At 42.3% G+C, this 14944-nt stretch carries 10 protein-coding genes and 1 tRNA gene; 7 read left to right on the plus strand and 4 right to left on the minus strand.

Features of this window, described 5'->3' with window-relative positions; translation table 11 throughout:
* Positions 1-9: 9 nt before the first annotated feature.
* Positions 10-1341, minus strand: coding sequence for an exodeoxyribonuclease VII large subunit (gene xseA, locus PSH54_RS10000; protein WP_273606055.1), 1332 nt, complete (start codon positions 1339-1341; stop codon positions 10-12).
* A 134-nt stretch (positions 1342-1475) separates the two neighbouring features.
* On the opposite strand from xseA, the gene guaB reads away from it, so the two are divergent.
* Together guaB and guaA are read left to right on the plus strand one after the other, a co-directional pair.
* On the plus strand, positions 1476-2945 hold the full coding sequence (guaB, locus tag PSH54_RS10005) for an IMP dehydrogenase (RefSeq protein ID WP_004586134.1): 1470 nt from the start codon (positions 1476-1478) through the stop codon (positions 2943-2945).
* A gap of 96 nt (positions 2946-3041) precedes the next feature.
* Complete coding sequence (guaA, locus tag PSH54_RS10010) at positions 3042-4619, plus strand: glutamine-hydrolyzing GMP synthase (protein WP_024033152.1); 1578 nt, start codon at positions 3042-3044, stop codon at positions 4617-4619.
* A gap of 153 nt (positions 4620-4772) precedes the next feature.
* On the opposite strand, the gene PSH54_RS10015 is transcribed toward guaA, so the two are convergent.
* Positions 4773-6371, minus strand: coding sequence for a BCCT family transporter (locus PSH54_RS10015; protein ID WP_273606056.1), 1599 nt, complete (start codon positions 6369-6371; stop codon positions 4773-4775).
* A 543-nt stretch (positions 6372-6914) separates the two neighbouring features.
* On the opposite strand from PSH54_RS10015, the gene PSH54_RS10020 reads away from it, so the two are divergent.
* From PSH54_RS10020 to rimI, 3 genes are all read left to right on the plus strand, one after another.
* Positions 6915-6991: transfer RNA gene (locus PSH54_RS10020), tRNA-Trp, on the plus strand.
* 64 nt (positions 6992-7055) lie between these two features.
* On the plus strand, positions 7056-7361 hold the full coding sequence (locus tag PSH54_RS10025; protein WP_273606057.1) for a hypothetical protein: 306 nt from the start codon (positions 7056-7058) through the stop codon (positions 7359-7361).
* Positions 7348-7815: a ribosomal protein S18-alanine N-acetyltransferase gene (gene rimI, locus PSH54_RS10030; protein WP_096739172.1), complete on the plus strand. Its 468-nt coding sequence runs from the start codon at positions 7348-7350 to the stop codon at positions 7813-7815. The genes PSH54_RS10025 and rimI overlap by 14 nt, the downstream gene beginning before the upstream one ends.
* Before the next feature lie 48 nt (positions 7816-7863).
* On the opposite strand, the gene PSH54_RS10035 is transcribed toward rimI, so the two are convergent.
* The gene (locus tag PSH54_RS10035; protein WP_096041250.1) at positions 7864-10536 is read right to left on the minus strand and encodes an ATP-binding protein; all 2673 of its coding nucleotides are present in this window, start codon (positions 10534-10536) and stop codon (positions 7864-7866) included.
* A gap of 428 nt (positions 10537-10964) precedes the next feature.
* Complete coding sequence (locus PSH54_RS10040; RefSeq protein WP_024033146.1) at positions 10965-11633, minus strand: TetR/AcrR family transcriptional regulator; 669 nt, start codon at positions 11631-11633, stop codon at positions 10965-10967.
* Positions 11634-11872: 239 nt separating this feature from the next.
* On the opposite strand from PSH54_RS10040, the gene PSH54_RS10045 reads away from it, so the two are divergent.
* Together PSH54_RS10045 and PSH54_RS10050 are read left to right on the plus strand one after the other, a co-directional pair.
* Positions 11873-13381 (plus strand): efflux transporter outer membrane subunit, encoded by a 1509-nt coding sequence (locus tag PSH54_RS10045; protein ID WP_273606058.1) that lies wholly within the window; start codon positions 11873-11875, stop codon positions 13379-13381.
* Positions 13381-14925: an MFS transporter gene (locus PSH54_RS10050; RefSeq protein WP_273606059.1), complete on the plus strand. Its 1545-nt coding sequence runs from the start codon at positions 13381-13383 to the stop codon at positions 14923-14925. Before PSH54_RS10045 ends, PSH54_RS10050 begins: the two co-directional genes overlap by 1 nt.
* Positions 14926-14944 lie beyond the last annotated feature (19 nt).

The following is a 14944-nucleotide window of genomic DNA, read 5'->3' on the forward strand; positions in this document are numbered from 1 at the left end:
GAAAGAGCTTTACAACACCGTTGATTTTATAGCGCCGTCGGCCAGCTCTGTAATTAGCACGTCACCCGTTTTAATGTGATCTACCGATTTAACCACTTTGCCTTGTTGGGTTTTGGTTATGCTGTAACCGCGCGCTAAAACATTAAGTGGACTTACCGAGTCGAGCCTACTCGCTTGCAGCGCTAAACTATTTTGCGCGTGTTGCAACTTGTGCTGCATTGCTTGCTCAAGCCGAGTTTGTATCTGCATAAGCTGATGGCTGGCCTGCGATAACTTTTTATCAGGCGATTGACGCATTAAACGCGGGGTTAAATTATTAAGCGTGCGCTCTTGTTGGTAAAGGCGATTGCGCATGCCCTGCTGTAAGGCAATAGTTAGCTCATCTAATCGCTGCGCTTTTTGATTAAGTTGATTGCGCGGATGACACAAGTAAAGCCGATGCTGTAACTGTGTTGCTAGTGCGCGCTTATCGGCCATATCGTGTTTAAAGGCATTATTTAACCGGTTAATGAGCTCAATAACCTTGCCATGTAGCTCTTGCGTGTTAGGGCTGACAAGCTCAGCAGCTGCTGAAGGCGTTGCTGCGCGTACATCGGCTACGTAGTCACTGATGGTTGTGTCTATTTCGTGGCCTACCGCACTGACTATGGGTAATTCACTTTGATAAATTGCACGCGCAAGCTGCTCATGATTAAAGCACCATAAATCTTCTAACGAGCCACCGCCTCGCCCTACAATAAGTACGTCGACCTCATTGCGTGCATTGGCTAACTGTATTTGGTTAATTAAGTGCACATGGGCTTCTTTGCCTTGCACCATGGCTGGGTAAATAATGACTTCTAATTGCGGTGCGCGGCGTTTAAGTACGGTTAATATATCTTTTATGGCAGCGCCCGTTGCTGAGGTTATTACACCTACACGGTTTATATTTAGCGGCAGTGGTTTTTTATAGGCCGAACTAAACAACCCCTCAGCGGCTAGGCGCATTTTTAATGCATCAAACTCTTGCTTAAGCTGGCCTTCACCGGCAGGTTCCATATGCTCAACAATAAGCTGATAATCACCGCGTGGTTCGTAAAGTGAAACACGGGCTCTTACTGTTACTTGTGCGCCGTTTTCGGGGCGGTAACTTTGAGAGCGGTTATTGCCGCGCCACATAGCCGCTTTAATTTGTGCTTTTTCATCTTTTAATGAAAAGTACCAGTGCCCAGAAGCAGGGGTAATGAAGTTAGAAATTTCGCCTGTTAAAATTAGCGATGCAAAGCCCTGCTCAAGAACTGTACGAATCTCTCTGTTAAGGCGCGATACGGTGTAAACCGTTTGCGAAGGCTTCGAAAACATAAAAAACAACCTAAAACTATTATGAGGCAAGTTTATCATAAATATTTGCGAAATATTATTTACGAATGCCCACAACGCTGTTAAAATTTGGCCGCAATTCCTTATCTTAGATCCACATGTGAGAAGTTGCCAAAATGCTTAGAATCGCTAAAGAAGCTCTTACCTTTGATGACGTACTTTTAGTACCTGGTCATTCTACTGTTTTGCCACACACGGCAAATATTTCAACTCGCTTAACGCGTGGTATCAAACTTAACTTGCCGCTTATTTCAGCATCTATGGATACTGTTACAGAAGCTCGTTTAGCTATTGCCCTCGCGCAGGAAGGTGGTCTTGGTTTTATTCATAAAAACATGACCATTGAAGAACAAGCGAGAAACGTACGTAAAGTTAAAACCTATGAAGCAGGTATTGTGTCATTCCCTGTTACTGTGTCTGCCGATTTAACCATTGCAGATGCGACGCTTCTTTCGCAAGAAAAAGGGTTCTCGGGTTTCCCGGTTACTGATAGCGAAAATAACCTACTAGGTATTGTTACTGGTCGTGACATGCGTTTTGAAACGAAGCTTGAACAGCCTGTTTCTAGCGTTATGACTAAAAAAGACAAACTGGTAACGGTTCAAGAAGGCGCATCGCGCGAAGAAATTTTAGGTTTAATGCACGAACACCGCATTGAAAAAATCTTAGTGGTTGATGATGCGTTTAAACTAAAAGGCATGATCACCGTAAAAGATTACCAAAAAGCGCAAGACAAACCACATGCATGTAAAGACGAGCTAGGTCGTTTACGTGTAGGTGCAGCAGTTGGTGTTGGCGCAGGTACTGATGAGCGAATTGCTGCATTAGTAGAGGCGGGTGTTGATGTTTTACTTATCGATACTTCACACGGCCACTCACAAGGTGTTATTGACCGTGTTTCTCAAACTCGTGAAACTTACCCAGATTTACAAATTATTGCCGGTAACGTTGCTACAGCCGAAGGCGCAATTGCCCTAGCTGATGCAGGTGTGGATGCGGTTAAAGTAGGTATTGGCCCGGGTTCTATTTGTACTACGCGTATTGTTACAGGTTGTGGTGTGCCACAAATTACGGCTATTTCTGATGCGGTAGATGGTTTACAAGGGCGTGACATTCCAGTTATTGCCGATGGCGGTATTCGTTTTTCTGGCGATATTGTTAAAGCATTGGTTGCGGGTGCATCGTGTGTAATGGTGGGCTCAATGCTTGCTGGTACAGAAGAAGCGCCAGGCGAAGTTGAACTTTACCAAGGCCGTTACTACAAATCTTACCGTGGTATGGGCTCATTGGGTGCGATGGATCAAAAAGAAGGTTCGTCGGATCGTTACTTCCAAAAGTCTAACCAAGCTGACAAATTAGTACCTGAAGGTATTGAAGGTCGCGTCGCTTATAAAGGCCCAATTGCAACGATTATTCATCAGCAAGTGGGTGGCCTTCGTAGCGCAATGGGATTAACGGGTTGTGCCACCATTGAAGAGCTTAATACAAAACCGCAGTTTGTACGTGTTACATCTGCAGGTATGGGTGAGTCGCACGTTCACGATGTGCAAATTACCAAAGAAGCGCCTAACTACCGCTTAGGTTAAACAACACGTTTAAATTACGGGGCTGGAATTACCAGCCCTCTTTTATAGCCACTAAGCAAATTAGTGGAATCTAGCATCTACTTTACGAGATCCTTCATGAGCAAAGATATTCACGATTCACGAATTCTAATTTTAGATTTTGGTTCGCAATACACTCAATTAATCGCGCGTCGTATCCGCGAAATTGGCGTTTACTGTGAGCTGTGGGCATGGGATGTGACCGAAGAGCAAATTCGCGAATTTAATCCACAAGGTATTATTTTATCTGGTGGCCCTGAGTCAACCACACTAGAGAACAGCCCGCGTGCACCTGAATACGTGTTTAACGCTGGCGTGCCAGTGCTGGGTATTTGTTACGGCATGCAAACCATGGCAGCTCAACTTGGCGGCAGTGTACACAGCTCAGATAAAAAAGAGTTTGGTTATGCACAAGTAGAAAAAGTGGGTAACTGTGCATTATTCGATGCAATTGAAGATCATATTACCGATGGCGGCAACGGCGTTTTAGACGTGTGGATGAGCCACGGCGACAAAGTAATGGAAGTGCCGGCAAGCTTTAGCACCACAGCTAAAACACCAACGTGTCCGCATGCTGCTATGTCTAACGAAGAAAAACGTTTTTACGGCGTACAATTTCACCCAGAAGTAACGCACACTCATCAAGGGCAACGTTTATTAGAGCGTTTTGCAATTGATATTTGTGGATGTGAAAAGCTATGGACACCTGCCAAAATTATTGATGATGCTATTGAGCGCATTAAAGAAACCGTTGGCGATGACGAAGTTATTTTAGGCTTATCAGGAGGTGTTGATTCATCTGTTGTAGCAATGCTGATCCACCGTGCAATTGGCGAAAACCTAACATGTGTATTTGTTGATAATGGCTTACTTCGCTTAAACGAAGGTCAGCAAGTTATGGACATGTTTGGCAATAAATTTGGCTTAAACATTGTTAAAGTAGACGCTGAGGAGCAGTTTTTAGCTGACCTTGCAGGCAAATCAGATCCAGAAGAAAAACGTAAAGCCATTGGCCATACGTTTATTAATGTATTTGATGAGCAAGCTAAAAAGCTTAAAAATGCGAAGTGGTTAGGTCAAGGGACTATTTACCCAGACGTAATAGAATCAGCCGCTTCAGCCACAGGTAAAGCACACGTAATTAAATCTCACCACAACGTGGGCGGCTTACCTGATGACATGAAAATGGGCTTAGTTGAGCCATTACGTGAATTATTTAAAGATGAAGTACGTAAAATTGGTTTAGAGCTTGGTTTACCGTACGACATGCTTTATCGCCACCCATTCCCAGGGCCAGGTTTAGGTGTACGTGTACTTGGCGAAATTAAAAAAGAGTACTGTGATTTACTACGTCGTGCTGATGCTATCTTTATAGAAGAGCTACACAAAGCTGAGCTTTATCATAAAGTAAGCCAAGCGTTTACTGTATTCTTACCTGTTAAGTCGGTAGGGGTTATGGGCGATGCACGTAAATATGATTGGGTTGTATCACTACGTTGTGTTGAAACTATCGACTTTATGACGGCGCGTTGGTCACATTTACCGTATGAGTTTTTAGGTGTGGTTTCTAACCGTATCATTAACGAAATTGACGGTATTTCACGTGTTGTTTACGATATTTCTGGTAAACCACCGGCCACTATTGAGTGGGAATAACACCCGTTTTTACTAATGGTTAATGCCTTTTAGATAGCAAACATAGTTTTGTTATCTAAATAATAAAAAGTCCGCTTACACGGACTTTTTTTATGCCTAAAAACCGTTAGCTCTTGCCCACTAAACTCATTAAGTAAAGTGGGCTAAGTGGGTTTATTTTGCAGGAACGGGCGTAGGTTGCTCGGTTTCTGTAAGTAGCCCTTTAACTAGGCTAATACAGCCTAAAATTAAAATAATAGTAAAGGGCAGGGCGGCAATAATAGTAATGTATTGCAATGCTTGAATTGAATCGGTGCCACCAATCCACAGCATTAACATAGCAATAATACTGGCAATAACGGCCCATACTAGCTTTTGCTTTATAGGTACTTCTAGTTTTCCGCCTGATGTAAGGCTATCTATTACAATAGAGCCGGAGTCGAGGGTGGTGACAAAAAAGATAATTATTAACGCCACAGCTAAAAGAGAAAGCAGCGTACCGAATGCATAAGCATCTAGCATATAAAACAAGCTAAGCGTTACATCTGTAATACCTTGGTTTGCGCCAAGTACACCAACTTCATTTATAATTTGATCAATCGCAACACCACCAAAAACCGACATCCAAGCAGTAGTTACAAGAGTAGGAATGAGTAATACATACACTAAAAATTCGCGTATGGTGCGCCCTTTTGAAATACGCGCTACAAACATACCAAAGCAAGGTGCGTATGCAACCCACCACGCCCAATAAAACACAGTCCAGCCATGTAACCACTGCGTATCTTCTCGGCCGGTGCTTGAGCTTAGAGGAATGATATTTTTAACATAACCTATTACTGCTGTGTAGGCAGAATCAAGTACCGTGGTAAAGTTTAAAATAAACACTAACCCCAGAAACACAAAGGCTATACCCATATTTATATTACTTAGGAGTTTAACGCCACCATCCATACCGCGCACAATAGAGAGGATAGCCAAGCTCATAATTAATAAAATAATGCCTTGTTGTAATAATAAAGAGCTTTTAAAACCGAGTACGTGGCTAATACCACTGGCTGCTTGTGCCCCGCCTAAGCCTAACGACGTAGCAAGACCAAAAAGGGTTACTAATACCGCCATTACATCGATAACATCACCTAACTTGCCCCATACTCTATCTCCTAAAAGCGGATAAAATATTGAGCGCATAGAAAGCGGTAAGCCTTTGTTATAAACAAAATAGGCTAGGCACAAAGCGGTCATACCGTAAATTGCCCACGCGTGCAGACCCCAATGGAATACAGTTGCCCCTAAAGCCATTTCTCGGCCTTGCTCGGTAAAGGCTTCTGCATTGAGAGGCGTGCCAAACCAGTCGGTGTAAAAGGCGGTGGGCTCTGCCACACCCCAAAAAATAAGGCCTATACCCATGCCTGCAGCAAAGAGCATAGATACCCACGATAAGGTTGAATAGTCTGTAGTTGCTTTATCGCCGCCAAGGCGAATTTTACCCAGCGGTGAAGCGGCAATACCTACTGCAAACAGCAGTAATATATTGGCGCCCCACATAAATACGTAGTCAAAATTAGTTAGTGCGGCATTTTTTATTGAGTTAATCGCCTCTTTAGCTTCGTTAGGCGAGAGTGCAAGTAGAGTAATTATAAAAAGTAGAGATAGGCCAATAGAAACAGAAAATACATTAGTATGAATATCCATGCCCCATTTGCTAACGTTATCTTGTCCTACTTGGTAATCGGTTGAATCGATACTGTATTTTTTTGATTTAAACTTCATATAACACGGCGTGAACTACCAGCAACTGCTAATAGTAAAGCTCCTCCATATTTGCATTGTGAATAATCCGCGTAAGTAAGATACATGATGAAATATGCAATTGGGTGGTAAGGCGCGGATCCCCTAGACGCTAAATTGTATCATAAATGCTGCCAATGTTATTGACTTGTTTATGTATACAGCAACTCCACCAAGCTAAATCGCTATAAAAATAACTAGCAGCAAGTGTAAATACACCATGCTAGCTAAAGTATTTAACGCTTAAGAAGGAATTTACAGCATAGCGTTTGGGCTAAGCGTAGGTAAAAACAGTACCGCGGTTATTAAGCTCGTACGGTTTTAAAGCACATACTGCAGTTTTAATTACGCTAAGCTGAGCAGCATTTATTTTTTTAAAGGTGAGTGCTGCTAAAGCTAAAGTGGCTTTACAGCGCTATTTAGCTTGCTAATTCAGCGTTTTGTATAATTTAAAAGCAGTTAAACTAAAAAGTTAATTTTTTACTTTACCTTTTCTAAAAGGTCTCTATAATTCGTCGACATTGCAGGGGCGTAGTTCCAATTGGTAGAACAGCGGTCTCCAAAACCGACGGTTGGGAGTTCGAATCTCTCCGCCCCTGCCATTTCTTCTTTACATCGTTTTTATTACTTCATATATTGTTCTAGTGTTTAATCTACTGAGTTGTTATGCATCCACGTTACGCAGCTATTTTGGGTATAGAAAACCTTGAACTAAATCAGCATTATCGTCCTAAAAATACTGATCCTACTTTAGCCGTTTCACAAAGCACTCCAGCTGAGCCTTTAGCGCTGAGCAAGCAGTTATTAAGTGATATACGTTTTAGTGCACCTTCTTTAACAATTAATCATGTTTTAAAAGGGGCAGACATACAGTTAGCCGACGATAAGCTTACACTACCAACCTCACAGCTCAGTGCTTCTGATAAGCGCGCTTTATGGGCTTTAATGAGCACACACCTTGATAAACTTTAAACCTGTAAACGAAAGCGCAATAGCACAATTAATGGCTATTGAAACTGCCTGCCACTCTCATCCTTGGTCTCTTAAAACAATGAGCTCTTGCATGGGCGGCCGTTACTTTAATTTAGCGGCGTTTGATGAAAACACCCTAGTAGGTTTTTATATAGGTGAAAAGGCAGGGCCTGATTTTACCCTTATGGATATATGTGTAACGCCCAGTGAGCAAGGTAAAGGCATTGCAAGGCAGTTACTTAGCCAGTTTATTGAATATGGCGAGCAGCAAAATGCTGAAAACCTTTTTTTAGAAGTACGCGAATCAAACGCGCGTGCAATAAAGCTTTACGAACATGCTGGCTTTACGCAAATGTCGGTACGTAAAAACTATTACCCAAGCGATGAGCCCTCTAAGAATGGCTATGAAGACGCCATACTAATGGGTATGGCGCTTAACTTAGGGTTTAGTTAAAGGGTTAAATTAAGCGCTAAATAAACGTTTAAAGTAAAACACGTATTTTTAGGCTGTTTCTTTACTTTTAGCTATGGTTTGCTCAATAGCATTAATTAAATTTACAATTAATGTGGGGCGCTGCGCTTGGTCATTACTAAGCAGGTTTTCTTCTAGTAGCGCTGCACTGTGGTAAATATCGTCAAAATTAAAGCAACCAGCACTGCCTTTTAAGCTATGAGCTACGCTGCGAAGCGCCTCTGCATCGTTACTGGCTTTTAAGCTGTTTACCTTTTGCAAGTAACTTGGCAGGTTAGCCACATAGTTATCGTTAATTTGTTGAAACTTTTCACTTTTTAGTAAACTATCCCACTTGTTCTGATTATCTTTTTCAAGATTTAAGTAACTAACTAGCACGTTTTCAAGCGCGTCTTTATCAATGGGTTTTGCCAGCGCTTTATCGCAACCTGCCTCAATGTATGTGTCTATATCATGGTTCATTACATTGGCAGTAAGCGCGATAATGGGCCCATCGTAGGCTGCATGACGTAGCATTTTAGTTGCCTCAAGGCCGCCCATTACAGGCATTTGCATATCCATAATAATTAGCTGGTAGTCGTTTACTAACGCCATTTCTACTGCTTGTGCACCATTGTTAGCCATATCTGGCTCTAGGCCCCAGGTTTGTAATAGCAGTTTTATAAGTAGCTGGTTATCGGGGTTATCTTCGGCAACTAATATGTTGGCATCAAAACTAGAAGTGGCAAACGACAAGAAAGGGTCTTTTTCTGGAATAAGCTGTGCTTGCTCAGTTAAAAGCTCTAGTGACTGTTTAGGCTCGTTAATATGGCAATCAACGGTAATAGCAAAGCGACTGCCTATGCCAATTTCGCTTTTTAAAGTAACATCGCCACCCAATAATTGCGCTAAGTTTTTAGAAATACATAAACCTAATCCTGTGCCTCCAAAGCGGCGCGTGGTGGTGGCATCAGCTTGTTCAAAAGGTTTAAATATACGCTCTATTTGGTGCTCAGACATACCAATACCGGTGTCTTTAACAACAAATTCAAGCTGCTGCTTACTTTGCAAATAGTGCACACAAATTGACACCTTGCCTTGCTCGGTAAACTTTACGGCATTGCTGGCTATGTTTATTAAAATTTGTTTTAAGCGCGTCATATCACTATAAATAGTGCGCGGTAATGGCAGCTCGTAATGAATGCTAAACGCCAGTTGTTTTTCGTGCGCTAGCGGTTCAATAATTGATTCTATATCGTGAACCAGCTGCACTACATTAAGGGGTGCTTGCTCTACAGCGAGCTTTTCTGCTTCTATTTTAGATAAATCGAGTATGTTGTTTATTAGCTCTAATAAGTGTTTAGAGTTTCGTAAAATGGTATTTAAATGCTGTTTGTCGTTAACCACTTTATCGTTAATTAATAACTGCTCGGTAAAGCCCATAATGGCTGTAAGTGGGGTGCGAATCTCGTGACTCATATTTGCTAAAAAACGGCTTTTAAGCTGGTTTGCTTGCTCTGCTTGAGCTATGGCAAGTTCAAGCTGGCTGTTCATCGCTTCGAGCGCTTTAGTACGGCTTTCTACTTTGTCTTCTAGGTGGTGTTTATATTCTTCTAGCTGTTCTTGGTAGTGTCTTATTTGGTTGATCATGTGATTAAAATCGTTAAACAACACCCCAACTTCATCATTTGTATGAGCAGGTAAATTTACCGATAAATCACCATCACCTACACGGTGGCTGGCGGCCCCTAAAAGCTCAATTGGGTTTAGCAGTAAATTGCGCACAACCACAAAAATAAGGATAGGCAGGGTGATCACCGAAATTATCACAATTAAGCCTGTGATTAAGCTAATTGCCTTACCCGATTGATAAAGCACGCCTTTTGGAATGGTTGATACAAAGTAATAACCGCCGCTCATTTGTACAGCAAATATCATTCTTTCTATTTTATCTATGCTCGAAAGCTCAATCGTCGAAAGGGTGCCTACATCGGCTAAATCGTGAACCTGCTCAAGCTCGTGCTCGGTAATATATTGCCCGCGTAAGCTGTAGTCTGAGCTAAATAAAATTTGCCCGTCGTTGGTTAGCAGTAAATTTAGGGTGTTGTTATAAGGCGCCTCTAAAATACTGGTGTTTAATATAGAAGGCTCAACTTGTAATACTATAAAGCCAAGTTGTTGTGGGCGTTTTAAATAGTAATCAACACTTTGTACGCGCTGTACAAAAAATAAGTTGGTGGTGCCGTCGTTGTTTTGCACCATAAATTGTTGTTGGCGCAAATTACTTTGCAGTACTTGCTTAAAAAATGGGTATGACTGCGGTGCGGTTGTTAAATTATTAGAATAATACGCGTCACTTTTACCACTGGCCGAGACTAAGTTAATACTAATTATATCTGGGTAGGCTTCGCTGTAACTGGCAAAAACATCCATTAGTGCCCCTAAGCGGCGGGTATAGCTGCCATCAGCATGAATGTCGTTTGATAAAAAATCGTTTAAAACAGGCGAAGTAGACAGTAGTTTTGCTGTTGAATGAAACGAGTCTATGTAGTTGAAAACCTTTTGCTGTTGCTGCTCAACAAAGCGACTCATTATAAGATCAGCCTGCTTTTGTGTTGAGTTGGTTACGTTAGTTAATGTAAAACCACCTAAAAACAACAAGGGTAATATAACAAGCGGGGTTATATACCATAATAATCGAATACTTAACTTACTGGTTTTCATGACCAAACTACTTATCCTCCGTGCAATCTAGCAATGATATGCGTTACGACTTTATTACACAAGAAGCGTAAGCTGATTTGGGTTAATTTAGCGTAAAAAAAGTGTGTATATAATTGGTTTAAATACGACTAGTGAGCACCGAAAGCGAGATTATCTTTTAAGGCGCTATATTTAGCTTTATTTTAAATAAGTTAGCGGCTGCGCTGCTTGGTTTTTTAATTATATAGCTAACAGTGCAGTATCAATGCCTGTCATAAATTGAGCGCAAGGGGCTAACCCGTAGCGCTATTTTTATATTTATTAGTGTTTAGCACAATGCATTAAAATATGCGTTTTTAGGGCATTGGCATTGAGGGTAATTTAGCCACGCTTAAAATTAATGCGTGGCTTTAAAATGCTATTTATTTAAAGTATTACACATTTAAAAATTAGTTCTTTTGAGTGTGAGCCGTACCGTAAGAGCGCACTAAAAAGTTTATTGCTACTTCTACCCAGCGGTCTATATCTTTTTTAAGCACAGGCTGATCGGGGTGAGTTAAGTACATTAAATGTAGCTCACTGCGCATTAAGGCAACAAATAGGTTAGTGGCTTCTTCAATGTTTAATTCTTCAAAATCAAGCTCTTTAGATTCCACTGCCGCTTTTAAATAATTAGAGACCTTGTCTTTTACCACCCGCGGGCCAGAGTTATAAAACATATGACCTAGGGCGGGTAAGCGGGGGGCTTCAGCAACAACAATTCGGTATAGAGCCATGGCTGTCTCTGATAGAGCGATTTGTAAATAAGCATGCCCAAGGCGGCGTAAGTTTTCTGTTAAGTTGCCTGGCTTAAACGTTATATTATCGATTGATGCTGTAAATATTTCGCATTCGCTTTTAATGACCGCTAAAAATAAAATTTCTTTATTTGCAAAGTGAGCGTAAACCGTCGATTTTGATACGCCTGCCTCACGTTGGATCATGTCGGTGGTTGCACCATTAAAACCATGAATTAAAAATATTTTACGTGCAGCGTGTAATACCGTTCGTGCTTTTGCGCCAAGCTCTAATTCACTTGGAGGCAGAGTGTTTTGGGCATTAGTAAGCGTTTTTGTCATTACATTTCACCTTGACATAATGTTAAATTACGCCTAGCATATCAAACCGAGCGGTACAGTTCAATTTGAGCTTTGAGTTAAGGGTGTTTTTAGCAGCTGTTAACTATCGGTATTACCCTGTTTAAATGTATTTAAGGTGTGACTAGGCAGCAATTAGCGTGCTTAGCTTTTTTTTGCTCATCACTCGAACCGAGCGGTACAGTACATAGATAATTGTGTTATTAATTTAGGATTTAAAAATGGCTAATCAGTGTCTTAATAAAAGACTTTTTAATTATTCGCGGCATTCAGCTATTGCGCTTACATTAGCTGCGGCTTTGTCGGGTTGTGTAGTGGGTCCTAACTTTGAAGAGCCTAATACAAATATAAACAACGATGCTATAAAGCCAACTCCCGAATTTACTCAGCTACAACGCGGTAATGCTGAATTGGCGTGGAATTGGTGGACAATTTTAAACGATCCTATTTTAACGGAGCTAGAGCGCAAAGCACAGTTAGGTAATCTTGACTTACAGCTAGCATCAAGCCGAATTGCCCAAAGCCGCGCGGCATTGGGTATTGCATCGGCAGACCGCTTACCCACTCTATCTGCTGGGTTTGACTACAAGCGCGAAGGGCTGAGCGAAAATGGTAAGTTTGTTGCACTCGGTGCGCCCTCAGAGCCTGATAACTTTTGGCAGCTTGGTTTTGATGCCAGCTGGGAACTTGATTTATGGGGCCGTAATAAACGTGTTGAAGAAGGGGCCGTCGCTATGCTGCAGGCCTCTTTGTATGCGCGTGAAGCCGCCCGTGTTAGTTTAGCTGGCGAGGTGGCTAAAACGTATTTTTTACTGCGCAGTGCGCAAACGCAGCTCAACATAACACACGAAAACAAAACCATTGCAGAGCGTGTGTTAAAGCTTGCACAAAGCCGCGAAAAAAACGGTGTAAGTACACGTTTTGAAACAATTAGTGCAAAAGCAGAGCTGGCAACAATTAATGCTGCGCTACCAGAGCAAACGCAGCGCCGTAATGTGTTAATGAACGCGCTTGCGTTGCTAGTAGGTGAAAAACCACGTGCCTTAAATACTTTGTTAGCCGAGCGTATTGCTGCGCCTGTTATGCCAAGCGAAATCCCTTCGGCTATTCCATCAGAGTTTGTGAAACGCCGCCCAGATATTTTACAAGCGCAAGCAAACTTACACAGCGCTGTTGCCGCTATTGGCGCGGCCGAAGCGAATTTTTACCCACGCATTACTTTAACGGGCTCATTAGGAGTTGAAGGGTATGCGCAGAGTGATTTATCAACCTGGGATTCACGTGTTTTTTCAGTGGGACCAAATGTTTATTTGCCTATTTTTCAGGGTGGGCGCTTAAAGTCACAGCTTAAGCTTACTAAAGAGCGCGAGAAAAACGCGGCATTAACGTATCGTCAAACTGTACTAAAAGCGTGGCACGAAGTTGATAACGCAGTAGATGGCTGGGCTGCGCAGCAAAATCACCATCACAAAGTTGAAATTGCCCACGACTTTAATAAGCAGGCTTTACAAACCGTTGAAAGAGCCTACCAGCAAGGTGCAGCCGACTACCTTAGTGTTTTAACGGCGCAACGTAATTTATTAGCAAGCCAAACTAAGTTAAATAACAGTGCAACCAATGCCTCGATTGCGGTTGTAAATTTGTATAAATCTCTCGGCGGTGGCTGGAACCCAGACGCGTTACCTGAAAGTGCGCTTGCGCCAATGTCAGCCAAGGCGGAGGGCGAGTAATGAATGCAGTCACGATTAATGTGCCTGTACAAAATGCAGCACCTGTTGCTAAGCCCGCAGGGCCATCAAAACAAGCACTGGCTGGGTTATTAGGCATTTTTATTGCCGCTATGATGGCGGGTTTAAATAACCGAGTAGGGGGACTTGGATTAGCAGATGTGAGGGGCGTAATGGGGGCAAGTTTAGATGATGCCTCTTGGCTTTCAAGCGCCTATACCGTTGGGGAGCTAATCGCTATGCCTTTTGCTTCGTGGTTCGCCATTACGTTATCGGTTAGACGCTTTCATATTTCTATGGTGACTATATGTGGTGTTATTGCGGCTATTTTGCCTTTTATTCATGATTTAAACTTATTAATTGCACTGCGTTTTGTGCAAGGAGTAAGTAGTGGCGCACTCATACCTATATTAATGATGGCTGCACTTAAATTTTTACCCCCTAACATACGTTTACACGGTTTAGCGCTTTACGCCATGACCGCTACATTCGCTCCAAATTTAGCTATTTGGCTAAGCGGGCAGTGGGCTGATGTGTTATCGGACTGGCGCTGGATTTACTGGCAAGTTATTCCGCTTTGTATTATTGCAGGCTCACTAACTGCGTGGGGGCTCCCAAAAGAGGGCGTTAAATATACGCGCTTTAAAGAAGGAAACTGGTTAGGCCTAGTATGCGGCGTATCGTCTTTGACGTTAATTGCCATCGCGCTTGATCAAGGTGTGCGTTTAGATTGGTTTAATTCATCGCTTATTAGTGTGTGTTTTTTTGGTGGGCTAATTTTATTTGGTTGCTACGTATTAACCGAGTGGCATCACAAAGCGCCATTTATGAGACCGCAGTTATTAGGCCGTCGCAATTTAGGTATTGGCTCTGTACTACTTACCATGTTGTTAGTGGTGTTGATGTCGGGCTCAATGTTGCCCTCAACCCACTTAGCCAATTTGCATAGCTATAGAGCATTACAGCTAGCGCCAGTAGGGTTATTAATTGCGCTACCACAACTTGTACTTGGCTCGGTAGTGGCACTGCTTTTATACAAAAAATGGGTAGACGCCCGCATTGTGATGTCAATTGGATTATTTTTAATTGCGCTGGCCTGTTTTAGCGGCGCACAAATTACGCCTTTATGGCATCGGGATCAATTTATCACAGCGCAGCTGTTGCAAGCATTTGGCCAGCCCATGGCAGTGGTCTCTATTTTATTTTTAATGACCAGTGTACTAGACCCAAGCGAAGGGCCGTTTTTTTCGGGAACCATAAACACATTACGTGTGTTTGGCTCGCTTATTGGCGGGGCTGTTGTGGGGCAGCTATTAACGGTGCGCAGTCATTTTCATAACGAAATGCTATTAGACCGCGCCTCTATGGTCGGTAATTCATTGGCAAACACCATACCTAATGATCAATTAGGTGGCGTTATTGCCCAGCAATCGTTAGTGATGTCGGTAGGTGATGCCTACTTGGTGCTTGGTGTGTTAGCACTTGTATTAATTCCGCTGGCGCTATGTATGAACTTTGTACCAGCCCCGAATCTTAATAAATCTTAAATTTTAATTGTTGAGTAAT

This window comes from Pseudoalteromonas sp. Angola-30, assembly GCF_028599215.1.
Lineage (GTDB): Bacteria > Pseudomonadota > Gammaproteobacteria > Enterobacterales > Alteromonadaceae > Pseudoalteromonas > Pseudoalteromonas atlantica.

Coding starts and splice junctions, on each gene's coding strand:
- PSH54_RS10050 (WP_273606059.1), top strand. CDS start 13,381: ATGAATGCAGTCACGATTAATGTGCCTGTACAAAATGCAGCACCTGTT.
- PSH54_RS10025 (WP_273606057.1), top strand. CDS start 7,056: ATGCATCCACGTTACGCAGCTATTTTGGGTATAGAAAACCTTGAACTA.
- PSH54_RS10040 (WP_024033146.1), bottom strand. CDS start 11,633: ATGACAAAAACGCTTACTAATGCCCAAAACACTCTGCCTCCAAGTGAA.
- guaB (WP_004586134.1), top strand. CDS start 1,476: ATGCTTAGAATCGCTAAAGAAGCTCTTACCTTTGATGACGTACTTTTA.
- PSH54_RS10015 (WP_273606056.1), bottom strand. CDS start 6,371: ATGAAGTTTAAATCAAAAAAATACAGTATCGATTCAACCGATTACCAA.
- xseA (WP_273606055.1), bottom strand. CDS start 1,341: ATGTTTTCGAAGCCTTCGCAAACGGTTTACACCGTATCGCGCCTTAAC.
- guaA (WP_024033152.1), top strand. CDS start 3,042: ATGAGCAAAGATATTCACGATTCACGAATTCTAATTTTAGATTTTGGT.
- PSH54_RS10035 (WP_096041250.1), bottom strand. CDS start 10,536: ATGAAAACCAGTAAGTTAAGTATTCGATTATTATGGTATATAACCCCG.
- PSH54_RS10045 (WP_273606058.1), top strand. CDS start 11,873: ATGGCTAATCAGTGTCTTAATAAAAGACTTTTTAATTATTCGCGGCAT.